Source organism: Actinomadura sp. 7K507, assembly GCF_004348425.1.
GTDB lineage: Bacteria > Actinomycetota > Actinomycetes > Streptosporangiales > Streptosporangiaceae > Spirillospora.
In genome coordinates this window covers 1-11,660 of record NZ_SMKK01000270.1, presented here as the reverse complement: position 1 = coordinate 11,660, position 11,660 = coordinate 1, and the positions used below count along the sequence as shown (strand labels likewise).

Below are 11,660 nucleotides of genomic sequence, written 5' to 3'. Positions count from 1 at the left end.
CGCCGCGACCACTCCCCCGGCCGCGACGAGCCGGGCCAGCTCGGCGACGGCGTGCTCGACGTCCTCCTCGGCGGCGTCCTCCGGCCCCAGGGCGACGGCCTCCCCCGGACGGCCGCCGGCGTCGTCCGGCAGCCGCGCCGGACCCGCCGGCCGCGCGGCCCAGGCGCACCGGCCCGAAGCCACCACACCCCACGCAAGCCGGATACTCATCCGCCAATGATCCACGCTCCGGCCGCCCCCGGCCAACAAGGTTTCGGCCCCCGCTGTGGTTCCCTGTGGGGATGCCTGTGGGGATGTATGACGTCGTCGTCGCGGGCGGCGGCCACAACGGCCTCGTCGCGGCCGCCTACCTGGCCCGCGCCGGGCGGCGGGTCCTCGTGCTGGAGCGGCTCGACCACGTGGGCGGGCTGGCCGTGTCGGCGCGCGTGTTCCCCGGGGTGGACGCGCGGGTGTCGCGGTACTCGTACCTGGTGAGCCTGCTGCCGTCGCGGATCGTCCGGGACCTGGGGCTGGCGGTCGAGCTGCGGGGACGGCGGTTCGCGTCGTACACGCCGGTGGGCGAGGGCGGGCTGCTGATCGACAACGAGGACCCGGCGCGGACGGCCGCGTCCCTCGGGGACGACGCCGCGGCCTGGCGGCGGTTCTACGCGATGGCCGGGCGCGTGGCGGAACGGGTCGCGCCGACGCTGCTGGAGCCGCTGCGCGACCGGGCGGGGCTGCGGTCGGTGGTGGGCGACGACGAGGCCTGGCGCGATCTGTTCGAACGGCCCATCGGGGACGTGGTGGACGAGCGGTTCGCCTCCGACGCCGTCCGCGGAGTCGTGCTCACGGATTCGCTGATCGGCACTTTCGCCGACCCGTCCGGCGCGTCGCTCGCGGCGAACCGCTGCCTCCTCTACCACGTCATCGGTGACGGGACCGGCGACTGGAACGTGCCGGTCGGCGGCATGGGCGCGGTGACCGGGGCGCTGGCCGCCGCCGCCCGGGCGGCCGGCGCGGAGCTGCGGACGGGGATGGAGGTCCTGCACGCCGACCCGTCCGGTGAGGTGACGTTCCGGGATGCCGGCGGCGCCGAGCACACCGTCTCGGCCCGGTGGGTGCTGCTCAACATGCCGGGTGAGAGCCCGGCCGAGGGTTCGCAGCTGAAGGTGAACATGGCGCTTTCCCGGCTGCCCCGGCTGCGCGATCCGTCCGTCCGGCCCGAGGAGGCCTTCGCCGGGACCTTCCACATCAATGAGGGACGGGCACAGCTCGGCCGGGCGTACGAGGAAGCCCGGGCAGGGCGCGTCCCGGCGGTCCCGCCCGCCGAGGTCTACTGCCATACGCTGACCGATCCGTCCGTTCTCGGGCCGGAACTGCGGGCGGCCGGGGCGCACACCCTGACGCTCTTCGGCCTGCACATGCCGGCGCGGTTGTTCCGGGCGGATCCGGCGGCCCGACGGGCGGAGGCCCTGGCGGCGACGCTGGCGTCGTTCGACTCGGTGCTCGCCGAGCCGATCGAGGACTGCCTGCTGCGCGCCCCGGACGGCACGCCGTGCCTGGAGGCCAAGTCGCCCGTCGATCTCGAGGACGAGGTGGGGCTGCCCGGCGGGCACATCTTCCACCGGGACCTGTCGTGGCCGTTCGCGGAGGAGCCCGGGGAGCGGGGCCGCTGGGGCGTCGAGACCGCGCATCCTCGGGTGCTGCTGTGCGGGGCGGGGGCGCGGCGCGCGGAGGCGTCAGCGGCATCCCCGGGCACAACGCCGCCCGCGCGGTCCTCGACGCCGGTTAGCGGCCGCAGGCGCGGTGCAGGGCGGCCGTCACGGACGCGGGGTCGGGCGCCGGGAGGACGGCGGCGAGGTGGCCGTCCGGGCGGACGATGTGCACGGTGTCCGGGCCGGCTTGCAGGGCCGTCCGCAGGTCCCCGCCGGGGTCGATGTCGTCCAGCGCGTGCACCGTGTGCGGGACGTCGGTGGGGACTTCCATCGCGTGGCGTTTCGCCGTCAGCAGGACGAAGCCCGTCCCGAAAAGGCGGCGCAGGCGGGTCGGTTCGCCGGAGACGACGCATGGGCCGTCCGGGCAGAGGACGCCCGGCAGGGGCGGGCGGACGGCGCCGGGTTCGCGCGGGAAGCCGTCCACCGGGCCGGACGGGGTGGTCAGCGGTGAGTCCAGGTACCAGAACGGCTCGGCGAGCCTGCCCGAGTCGGTGATCGTGCCGGGCCTCGGATGCGTCCGGGCCCTCTCCAGGCTCTCCAGCCGGTGGGCGCGCTGCGCGGGCGTCTGCGGGACGAGGAACTCCATCGTCCGGGTGGTGACGCGGAGGTTCTCCTGCGCGGCGGCCCGGCGCTCGGCGTCGTAGGAGGCGAGCAGGCCGCCGGGCGCCCGGCCGTGCCGGACGAAGGCGAGCTTCCAGGCGAGGTTCTCCGCGTCCTGGATGCCGGAGTTCAGCCCGCGGGCGCCGAACGGCGCGTACAGGTGGGCGGCGTCCCCGGCGAGGAAGGCGCGGCCCGAGGCGAACGTCGCGGCGCACCGCTCGTGGAACCGGTACACGGTCGCCCACACGATCTCGTACGGGACGTCCCCGACGATCTTCCGGATCCGGGCGTCCAGCGCACCGGAGGCGCGTTCGGTGTCGAGGTCGTGGTCGGCGGGAACCTGCCAGTCGATGCGCCAGGTGCCGTCCGGGCACTGGTGGACGAGCACCTGCCGGCCCGGGTTCCATTCGGGGTCGAAGTAGAACCGCCGCTCGCTCGGGAACGGCAGCTCGGCCCGGATGTCGCAGATGAGGAACTTGTCGGCGAACGTGCGTCCGGGGAAGCCGATGCCGAGCAGGTGCCGGACGGCGCTGTGCCCGCCGTCCGCGCCCACCAGATGGCTCCCCCTGACGGTGCCGCCCGCGTCGGCCTCGACACCGTTCTCGTCCTGGTCGAGCCCGCTGACTGGATGCCCGTACCGGAGGTCGACCAGCGGCTCGGCGGCGGCGAGGTCGCGCAGATACCGCTCCACCTCGGCCTGGGAGATGTTGATCCAGGGCGGGACGGCGCCGTGCCCGGCGCCGGGGAAGGTGACCGAGAACAGCTCGTCCCCGCGGTGGTAGGTGCGGCCGGTCGTCCACGTCACCCCGCGGGCGATCATCCGGTCGGCGCAGCCGACCCGGTCGAGCACGTCGAGGACGTCCCGCTGGAAGCAGATGGCCCTCGACCCGGACGGATCGCGCCGCGCGGCGGCCTCCAGCACCACGCTCGGCACGCCGTGCCGCGCCAGCAGCAGCGCCGTGACCAGCCCGACCGGCCCGGCACCCACCACGACCACCGGCTCATCGACCACCGGCGCACTGTCACTGGACGGGCCCACACCTGAAATGGTCCGCCGCCCGGCCGTCCCCGTAAAGCGGCCCGCCGCGCGTTTTACGCGGGGCGTCCCCGACCCGGGTCAGGACGTGGTCTCGGCCTCGGCGCGCGCCCGCTCGGCGGCCTGGGAGATGGTCTGGTCGGCGACCTGCCGGTCCTGCCAGCCGCGCACGTCGGAGCTCTTGTTCGGCTCCAGGCTCTTGTAGATGTCGAAGAAGTGGGCGATCTCGTCGCGGATGTGCTCGTGGACGTCGCCCAGGTCGCGAAGCTCGCGGTAGCGGACGTCCTTGGCCGGGACGGTGAGCACCTTGGCGTCGGGACCGCCCTCGTCGTGCATCCAGAACACCCCGAGGCTGCGGACGGTGATCTGGCAGCCGGGGAAGGTCGGCTCCTCCAGCAGCACCATCACGTCCAGCGGGTCGCCGTCGTCGGCGATGGTGTCCGGGATGTAGCCGTAGTCGACCGGATACTGGGTCGAGGTGAACAGCATCCGGTCCAGCCGGATGCGGCCGATCCGGTGGTCCATCTCGTACTTGTTGCGCGATCCCCTGGGGATCTCGACGATCATCTCGATCTCCATGCGTGCCTCCCCGAGAATCCTCTACCCAGCGATGGGCCCTGTGATCGTATCCGCCGCCGGGAGTCAGTGCGCCGCGGCGTTCCAGTCCTGGCCGGTGCCGATGGCGACCTCAAGGCCGACGGTGAGCGGGTAGGCCGTGGTCATGTGGGTGTGGACGAGTTCCTCCACCGCGTCCCGTTCGCCCGGCGCGACCTCCAGGACGATCTCGTCGTGGACCTGGAGCAGCAGCCGGCTGGCGAGCCCGGCGCCGGTGAGCGCCTCGTCCACGCGCAGCATCGCGATCTTGACGATGTCGGCGGCCGAGCCCTGCACGGGGGCGTTCAGCGCCATCCGCTCGGCGGTCTCGCGGCGCTGCCGGTCGTCGCTGGTCAGCTGGGGCAGGTAGCGGCGGCGGCCGAGGAGCGTGCGGGTGTAGCCGGTGCCGCGGGCCTCGGCGACGACGTGGTCGAGGTAGTCGCGGACGCCGCCGAGCCGCTCGAAGTAGGCGTCCATCAGCGGGCGCGCCTCGGCCATCGGGATGGCGAGCTGCCGGGCCAGCCCGAACGCCGACAGGCCGTACGCCAGCCCGTACGACATGGCCTTGATCTTGCGGCGCATGTCCGGGGTGACGGCGTCCGGGGCGACGCGGAACACCTGCGCCGCCGTCGTGGTGTGGAGGTCCTCGCCGGAGTCGAACGCGGCGAGGAGCGTCGGGTCCTGCGACAGGTGCGCCATGACGCGCAGTTCGAGCTGGCCGTAGTCGGCGGTCATCAGCGACTCGAAGCCGTCGCCGGGCAGGAACGCGCGGCGGATGCGCCGCCCCTCCTCGGTTCGGACGGGGATGACCTGGAGGTTCGGTTCGGTGGAGGTGAGGCGGCCGGTGGCGGCGACGGTCTGCTGGAAGGTGGTGTGGATCCGGCCGTCCGCGCCGATCTCCCTGATCAGCCCGGCCACGGTCGTGCGCAGCCGCGCCTGGTCGCGATGGTGCAGCAGGACCTGCGGCAGGCCGTTGTCGGTCTGGGTGGCGAGCCAGGTCAGCGCGTCGAGGTCCGTGGAGTACCCCGACTTGATCTTCTTGGTCTTGGGCAGGCCGAGCTCGCCGAACAGCACCTCCTGGAGCTGCTTCGTCGAACCCGGGTTGAAGCGGCGTCCGGCGATGTCGGCGGCCTCGTCGGCGGCGCGCTCCATCGCGCCGGCGAAGTGCCGTTCCAGCTCGTCGAGGAGTCCCGCGTCGACGTGGACGCCGGTGCGTTCCGCCCTGGCGAGCAGGGCCGACAGGGGCAGCTCGACGTCGCGCAGCAGCGCGTCCATGCCCGTGGAGGCCAGGTCCGCGGCGAACTTGCCCGCCAGGTCGAGGACGGCGCGGGCGCTCAGCATGAGCCCGGCCGCTCCGTCGGCGGGCGGGCGGCGCCCGAGATGCCGTCCGGCGAGGTCGGCGATGCCGTAGGCGGCCAGGCCGGGCAGCAGCAGGTAGGCGGCCATCGCGGTGTCGGCGGCGATCCCTTCGAGCCGCCAGCCGCGCTCGCCGAAGACGCGCAGCAGCGATTTCACGTCGTGCAGGGCCTTGGGACGGCCGGGATCGGCCAGCCATTCGGCGAAGGCCCGCTCGTCGTCCCGGGTGAGGCCGGACGGCTCGAACGAGGCCGCGTGACCGTCGCCGGTGGCCAGCGCGATCCGGGCGATGGTCCCCGTGCCGCGGACCCAGGTGTGGTCGGCGGCCAGCCCGGTCAGGCCGGCCGCGCGGGTCCCGAGCCAGGGCGCCAGCTCGTCCGGCCCCAGCTCCCGGCCCTTGATCGGCTCGGGCGTCCCGCCTTCCCGCGTGCCGTCCTCCGGCGGCCGGCCGCCGCCCGGGTCCGCGGCGAACAGCCGCTGCCGGAGGCTGGCGTTGCGGAACTCCAGCTCGTCCAGCAGGGACGTGAACGCGGACAGGTCGTAGGGCCGCCGCCGCAGGTCGCCGATCTCGACCGGCAGGTCCAGGTCGCGGACGAGTTCGGTCAGCCGCCGGTTCAGCCGCACGGAGTCCGCGGCGGCGCGCAGCCTCTCCCCCGCCTTCCCCTTCACCTCGCCCGCGCGGTCCAGCAGCGTTTCGAGGGAGCCGAACTCGCGGACCCACTTCGCCGCCGTCTTCTCGCCGATGCCCGGGATGCTCGGCAGGTTGTCGGACGGGTCGCCGCGCAGCGCCGCGAAGTCCGGGTACTGCGCCGGGCTCAGCCCGTACTTCTCCCGCACCGCCTCCGGCGTGTACCGGATCATCTCCGACGCCGTCCGGTAGAAGTACAGGACGGTGACGTGGTCGCTGACGAGCTGCAGCACGTCCCGGTCGCCCGTGATGATCAGCACCTGGAGGCCGTCCGCCTCGGCCCTGGCGGTGAGGGACGCGATGACGTCGTCGGCCTCGTAGCCGGGCGCCCGCAGCACCGGCATGCTCATCGCGGCGAGCAGCTCGTCCAGGATCCTCAGCTGGCTGCCGAACTCCTCCGGTGAGCGCGACCGCGTCGCCTTGTACTCGGGGAACGCCTCGGTCCGGAACGTCCGCCGCGACACGTCGAACGCGACCGCCGCATGCGTCGGGCGCTCGTCGCGCAGCGCGTTGGCCAGCATGTTCGCGAACCCGTACACGACGTTGGTCGGCTGCCCGGCGGTCGTGCTGAAGTTCTCGACCGGCAGCGCGTAGAAGGCCCGGTACGCCAGCGAGTGGCCGTCCAGGAGGAGCAGGCAGGGCCGGTCGGTCATGCGTCACATCCTGGCACCGGGGAACGAGGCATGAAACGGCAGGACGACTTGTTGGAGGCGGCATGACGAAGATCGAACTGGGACGCCTCGGGATCTGGCGGCCGTGGAGCGAACTCGATCCGGACCTGGCCAAGGACGTCGAGGACCTCGGCTACGGCACGATCTGGATCGGCGGCTCGCCGCGCGGGGACCTGAAGATCGCCGACCGGCTCCTCGCCGCCACCGACCGCATCGTGATCGCGACCGGCATCGTGAACATGTGGGACACGCCCGCCGAGGAGGTCGCCGCCTCCTACCACCGGCTCGACCAGGCCTACGGCGGGCGGTTCCTCCTCGGCGCCGGCATCGGCCATCCGGAGGCGACGCAGGAGTACCGGAGCCCGTACGAGACGATCGTCCGGTATCTGGACAGGCTCGACGCCGCGGACGTCCCGGTGGAGGGACGGGTACTCGCCGCGCTGGGGCCGAAGGTGCTGCGGCTGTCGGCGGAACGCGCCGGGGGCGCGCACCCGTACCTGACCACGCCCGAGCACACGCGCCTGGCACGGGAGGCGCTCGGCGAGGGACCGATCCTCGCCCCGGACCAGAAGGTCGTGCTCGACACCGACCCGGAGCGGGCCCGCGCGCTGGCCAGGGAGAAGATCGGCTTCTATTTCAAGCTCAGGAACTACGTCTCCAGCTGGAAGCGGCTGGGCTTCACCGACGACGACGTCGCCGGGGACGGCAGCGACGCGATCATCGACGCGCTCGTCGCGCACGGGGACCCGGCGGCGGTGACCGCGCGGCTCGCCGGCCACCTGGACGCGGGCGCCGACCATGTGGCGGTCCAGGTGCTCACCGAGAGGGGCGGGGACCCCCGTCCGGCGCTGCGGACGATCGCCGAGACGCTCCCGCCTCGCTGACTCACGGCGGGACGAAGGGGCGAGGGACGCGCCCGCGGCGCGGCGGGGCGCGTCGTGGCGCGTCCCTCGGAACCCGGAAGTGACTACCGGAAGTGACTACTTCGTGGCACGGTGGCCGATCACGCCCGGCTCGGCGTGGCTCCTGGCCTGCCGCTTCCTGGCGAGTTCGTTGCCGTTGACCGTCAGGGTGCTGTACGCGAACTTCTGGGTGACCGCGGCGGCCGCGTCGATCATCTGGTCGAAGCCCTTGAGGTTCACGTTGCCGAAGCGGTCGCAGACCTCGTGGTAGCACGGGTCGTACGCCTGGCCCGCGGTTCCGCCGTACACCGCCGCCTGCTCGGCCGTCTTGATCCCCTCGGCGCCGGTGAACAGGCCGCCGGCGGGGATGCCCACGGTGATGAAGGCGTTGTAGTCCGACCGCCCGTTGAACGGCGTCGGGTCGGATTCGAGGCCGAGCCCGGCGAAGTGGTCGGTGAACGCCTTCTCGATCGCGCCGGACCCGGCGGGCGACTCGACGGGGTTCTGGCCCTCGCTGTTGTCGCCGTCGTAGACGAACCGCACGAAGTTCGGCGAGCCGATCATGTCGAAGTTGAGGTTCAGGGCGATCTTGTCCCGTTCCTCCTGCGGCAGGCTGTCGACGTAGTGCTGGGAACCGATCAGGCCCTCCTCCTCGGCTCCCCAGAACGCGAACCGCACGGTGTTGCGGACCTTGGGCCCGAGCTTGCGGATCTGCTCGGCCATCTCCAGCAGCGCCGCGACGCCCGAGCCGTTGTCGTTGATGCCGGGGCCATCGGTGACGCTGTCGAGGTGCGCTCCGACGACGACGACGTTGTCGTCCTTGCCGCGCCGGGTGTCGGCGAGGACGTTGGCCGTCTCGCGCTTCTCGGTGAAGGTGTCGGTCTTGACGCGCAGCGTCACGCCGCCGTCCTGCGCCTGCCGGACGAGGTCCGTCCCGACGGCGTTGGTCGGGCCGATGACCGGGATGCCGTACGGGGTCGCCAGCGTGCCCGCCACGGGACCGGGCTGGTCGGGGACCTGGTAGATGGCGACGGCGCTCGCGCCGGCGGCGATGGCGTGGTCGGTCTTGAGAGCGAAGGTGCAGCCGCCGCGCTGGATCAGCGCGATGTTCCCCTCGGGGAAGCCGGTGAAGTCGCCGGCCTCGCAGCCGCTGCCGACGCCGGCGGCGTCCGGGTCGACGGGGGACGCGGCGGCGGTGACGTCGCCCGCGCCGGAGTACTGCATGGTCGCGAAGTCGGTGCCCGGCTCGAACGCCTTCTGCTCGGGCGCGGTCTGCTCGAAGACCGGTTCCGACAATTCCTGCCAGAAGTCGAATTCGAACTTCTGGATCGCCGGCTCGTATCCGGCCCGTTCGAGCTGGTTCGCGAGGTATTTGACGGTGATCTCACTGCCCGGTAGCCCGGCGGCCCGGTTGCCGCCGTTCGCGTCCGCGATCTTCTGCAGGTTCTGCTGGTGATGGCGGACGTTCTTGAGCTTGACGAGCTTGGACAGCTTGGGTGGCCTGGGCGCCGCCTGGGCCGGGACCGCCGCCACGGTGGTGGCGGCGAGCGACAGCCCGAGGAGCGTGGCCAGCGCGGCTCTGCGCATGACTAGGTCTCCGTGTGTGGGGGGACGAAGCAACCCGAATCCTGACATGCGTCAATTCCTGCAACAAGACACGACTTTGCATCAAAATAGCCAGTATTGGACACCTGGGGAACGCGCCCCCCACGGTTGCGTCCGTCCCCATGACCACCGTCCGTCCCCCTGTGCCCACCGGGAGTGCCGATCGCGGCGCCGCAGCAGAAGCGCACCGTCCGAGGCCCGCACTGGAATGGCAGCGCACGCACGTGTCATGACCTGCAGAAATGAAGGAGCGGATTGGCCGGCCGCCGGCCACGCGGGCAGCGGGCTCCGCCCTTTCGCCGGTCCGAGTTCCAGCAGGTGAGACGCTGGCTCCGGACAAAACAACGTGAGTATGCTTCGTCACCCTTGCAGAACCCTTTGCAGATGGTGGCCGCCGACGATCAGGAGTTGGGCCGTTGTCGAGTCCCGAACAGGCGCACAGATCCCACGGACGCCCGCGCACGCGCCCGATCGGATGGCGGATCGTGCCGCTCCTGGCGATCCCCCTCGTGTCCCTGATGGTCCTCTGGGCGATCTCGGCCGTCCCCGCGATCAATGACGCACTGCGGCAGAACCGGTACGCGGACAGTTTCGACCGCGTCGGCGACCCGGCCAGGTTCGCCATGCAGGCCGTGCAGGGTGAACGCGCCACCGCCATCGCGGCGCTGACGTCGCCCTCCCCCACGGCCACGCAGCGGTTCCAGGAGACGATCGGCAAGACCGACCAGTCGGCGAACGCCTTCCGCACCCTGGCGTTCGCCCCCGAGAACATCGACGCCATGCCCGGCGAGGTGGCGCAGCGCATGCGCGACGTCGGCAGGCAGTTCGACCGGCTGGCCGGCTTCCGGTCGCAGGTCAACGCCCGGGACATTTCCACGCTGGAGGTGATCAGCGCCTACAGCAGCGTCCTCGACAACGTGGCGCGGCTGCTCAGCACGATGGTGGCGATCGACGACGTCACCGTCTTCCAGCAGAACAAGGGCAGCCTGTACATGTTCTGGGCGCACGACTTCCTGCTCCGCGAGGACCTGCTGCTCTCCAGCCTGCGCGGCCGGCTGAAGCCCGGCGAACGCGCCGCGTTCGCCCAGTACGCGGGCGGCCGCTCGCAACTGTTCGAACTCGCCGGGGACCAGCTCAGCGGCCGTGCCGCGCAGACCATGCGCGGCCTGGCGGAATCTTCCGCCTACACCGAGTTCGTGGCGCTGGAGACTTCCGTCGTACAGCAGGGAAGGGCTCCGGACCCGCAGCGCTGGAAGGCCGTCACCACGGCGGCCGGGCGGGTGTGGCTCGGCACGGTCCTCAAGGCCAGCGACGAGATCCGGCAGGACGACGTCGAGCCGGCCGACCAGCGGATCTGGATGCGGGTCTACCTCACGGGCGGCGTCGGGCTGCTCGCCGTCATCGCGTCCCTCGTGCTGTCGCTGGTGTTCGCCCGCCGCCACGCCGGCGAGCTCAGGCGGCTGCAGCGGTCGGCGCAGGAACTGGCGAACGAGCGTCTCCCCCGCGTCGTCGCGCGGCTGCGGCGCGGCGAACCGGTCGACCTGGAGACCGAGACACCCCGCCCGGCGACCGGGAAGACCCGAGAGGTCGCCCTGGTCGGCGAGGCGCTCGACACCGTCCAGCGGACGGCAATCAGCACCGCGATCAGCGAGGCGGAGCTGCGGGGGAGCATCAACCGCGTCTTCATCAACCTGTCGTGGCGCAGCCAGTCGCTGCTGCACCGCCAGCTCCGGCTGCTGGACCAGATGGAGCGCCGCGCGTCCAGCCCCGAGGAGCTGGACGACCTGTTCCGCCTCGACCACCTGACCACCCGCATGCGGCGGCACGCCGAGGGCCTGGTCATCCTGTCCGGCTCGCCGACGGTGCGGGCGTGGGACCACCCCGTCGTCGCCGAGGACGTGGTCCGCGCCGCGATCGCCGAGGTGGAGGACTACACCCGGGTCGAGGTGACCGGCGCCTCGTCCGCCGCCGTCACCGGCGGCGTCGTCGCCGACGTCATCCACCTGCTCGCCGAGCTGATCGAGAACGCCGCCTCGTTCTCCCCGCCGGCCACGGAGGTCACGGTCAAGGTCGAGACCGTCGCCAACGGGCTCGCGGTGGAGGTCGTCGACCGCGGCGTCGGCCTGCACCCCGACGAGCTGGACGAGCTGAACCGGCGGCTGGCCAGCGCCGTCGAGTTCGACCTGGTCGACACCGAGCGGCTCGGGCTGTTCGTCGTCGCGCGGCTGGCGGCGCGGCACGGCATCAAGGTGTCGCTGCAGCCCTCGGCGTACGGGGGGCTCACCGCGATCGTCCTCATCCCGCACACGCTGGTGGTCCTGGACGACGAGTGGCAGCAGCTGGCCCGCGGGACCGACGCGCGGCAGCCGCAGCCCGCCGGTGCGATGGCGGCGGGCGGCGGCGGGCCCCGCCTCGGCCGCCCCGTCCGTCCCGCGCTCCCGGCGGCCGGCCCGCCGGCCGGCGACCCGGCCGGCGACCCGCGGTCCACCGGCCCGCTGCCCGCCGCTCCCCCGC

The 11,660-nt window shown here is 72.6% G+C and carries 7 protein-coding genes and 1 pseudogene; 3 read left to right on the top strand and 5 right to left on the bottom strand.

What is annotated here, in order from left to right; translation table 11 throughout:
• A partial coding sequence (locus E1285_RS46025) for a hypothetical protein (RefSeq protein WP_165966930.1) occupies positions 1–210 on the bottom strand: 210 nt, incomplete at its 3' end.
• A 71-nt stretch (positions 211–281) separates the two neighbouring features.
• Here E1285_RS46025 and E1285_RS47890 point away from each other — a divergent pair.
• Positions 282–977 (top strand): annotated as a pseudogene (locus tag E1285_RS47890) (NAD(P)-binding protein); the annotation flags it as partial.
• A gap of 790 nt (positions 978–1,767) precedes the next feature.
• On the opposite strand, the gene E1285_RS38480 reads toward E1285_RS47890, so the two are convergent.
• From E1285_RS38480 to polA, 3 genes are all read right to left on the bottom strand, one after another.
• A complete protein-coding gene (locus E1285_RS38480) occupies positions 1,768–3,306 on the bottom strand; it encodes an FAD-dependent monooxygenase (RefSeq protein WP_243723353.1) in 1,539 nt (512 codons plus the stop codon).
• Positions 3,307–3,411: 105 nt separating this feature from the next.
• Positions 3,412–3,909 carry an inorganic diphosphatase gene (locus E1285_RS38475; protein WP_132159537.1) on the bottom strand — a complete coding sequence of 166 codons (498 nt, stop codon included), beginning with the start codon at positions 3,907–3,909 and terminating at the stop codon, positions 3,412–3,414.
• Between the two features lie 63 nt (positions 3,910–3,972).
• Positions 3,973–6,621, bottom strand: coding sequence for a DNA polymerase I (polA, locus tag E1285_RS38470; protein ID WP_132159536.1), 2,649 nt, complete (start codon positions 6,619–6,621; stop codon positions 3,973–3,975).
• A gap of 62 nt (positions 6,622–6,683) precedes the next feature.
• Here polA and E1285_RS38465 point away from each other — a divergent pair, with 62 nt between their 5' ends.
• Positions 6,684–7,523 (top strand): LLM class F420-dependent oxidoreductase, encoded by an 840-nt coding sequence (locus E1285_RS38465; RefSeq protein ID WP_132159535.1) that lies wholly within the window; start codon positions 6,684–6,686, stop codon positions 7,521–7,523.
• A 96-nt stretch (positions 7,524–7,619) separates the two neighbouring features.
• Here the strand turns inward: E1285_RS38465 and E1285_RS38460 are convergent, their stop codons facing one another.
• The gene (locus E1285_RS38460) at positions 7,620–9,128 is read right to left on the bottom strand and encodes a M28 family metallopeptidase (protein WP_132159534.1); all 1,509 of its coding nucleotides are present in this window, start codon (positions 9,126–9,128) and stop codon (positions 7,620–7,622) included.
• A gap of 434 nt (positions 9,129–9,562) precedes the next feature.
• Between E1285_RS38460 and E1285_RS38455 the strand changes: the two genes are divergently transcribed.
• Positions 9,563–11,660 (top strand): nitrate- and nitrite sensing domain-containing protein (locus E1285_RS38455; protein WP_132159533.1); only part of this gene is annotated, 2,098 nt, incomplete at its 3' end.

Coding starts and splice junctions, on each gene's coding strand:
- polA (WP_132159536.1), bottom strand. CDS start 6,621: ATGACCGACCGGCCCTGCCTGCTCCTCCTGGACGGCCACTCGCTGGCG.
- E1285_RS38465 (WP_132159535.1), top strand. CDS start 6,684: ATGACGAAGATCGAACTGGGACGCCTCGGGATCTGGCGGCCGTGGAGC.
- E1285_RS38460 (WP_132159534.1), bottom strand. CDS start 9,128: ATGCGCAGAGCCGCGCTGGCCACGCTCCTCGGGCTGTCGCTCGCCGCC.
- E1285_RS38475 (WP_132159537.1), bottom strand. CDS start 3,909: ATGGAGATCGAGATGATCGTCGAGATCCCCAGGGGATCGCGCAACAAG.